Origin of the sequence: Mesorhizobium sp. M4A.F.Ca.ET.020.02.1.1 (assembly GCF_004022645.1) — a bacterium.
Lineage (GTDB): Bacteria > Pseudomonadota > Alphaproteobacteria > Rhizobiales > Rhizobiaceae > Mesorhizobium.
In genome coordinates this window covers 1-829 of sequence record NZ_RZOI01001247.1, presented here as the reverse complement: position 1 = coordinate 829, position 829 = coordinate 1, and the positions used below count along the sequence as shown (strand labels likewise).

General features: G+C 66.7%; 1 protein-coding gene. It reads left to right on the top strand.

Features of this window, described 5'->3' with window-relative positions:
- Positions 1-109 precede the first annotated feature (109 nt).
- Positions 110-829: LLM class flavin-dependent oxidoreductase (locus EN742_RS36395; RefSeq protein ID WP_148670588.1), on the top strand; the 720-nt coding region annotated here is incomplete at its 3' end.

Here is an 829-nt window from a genome sequence, read left to right as displayed (position 1 = left end):
GGCGGCCGAACTTGCCGACGTGCTGAAAAACCAGATCGACATCGTCATCCCGGACCGGCCTGCCTTCGAGGCCAGGCTGCGGGAAAAGAGCATCGTGGAGCGCTGAGAAATGACAGCCCTTTCCGTCCTTGACCTGTCGCCGATCGCCGAAGGCAGCGATGCCTCGCGCTCGCTGGCGAACTCGCTCGACCTCGCCCGCCATGCCGAACGCCTCGGCTACAGGCGTTACTGGCTGGCCGAGCATCACAACATGCCGGGCATAGCCAGTGCCGCGACTTCGGTGGTCATCGCCCATGTCGCCGGGGGCACAAAAACGATCCGCGTCGGCGCCGGCGGCATCATGCTGCCCAACCATGCGCCGCTGGTCATCGCCGAGCAGTTCGGCACGCTGGCGGCGTTGTTTCCCGGCCGCATCGACCTCGGGCTAGGCCGCGCGCCGGGCACCGACATGATGACCGCCAGGGCGCTGCGCCGCAATCTCGAGGCCAGCGATAATTTCCCGCAGGACGTCGTCGAGCTGATGGGCTATTTCCAGCCGGCCGAGGAGGGTCAACGCATCCGCGCCGTGCCCGGCGAAGGCCAAAAGGTGCCGGTCTGGATCCTCGGCTCCAGCCTGTACGGCGCGCAACTCGCCGCCCTGCTCGGCCTTCCTTACGCCTTCGCCTCGCATTTCGCGCCGGCCGAGCTAGACCATGCACTTGAGGTCTACCGCTCGCGCTTCCAGCCGTCGGCCGAACTCGACAGGCCGTATGTCATGCTTGGCCTCAACGTCTTCGCCGCGCCGACCGACGCCGAGGCACGGCATTTGTTCACTTCGCTGCAGCAGGCC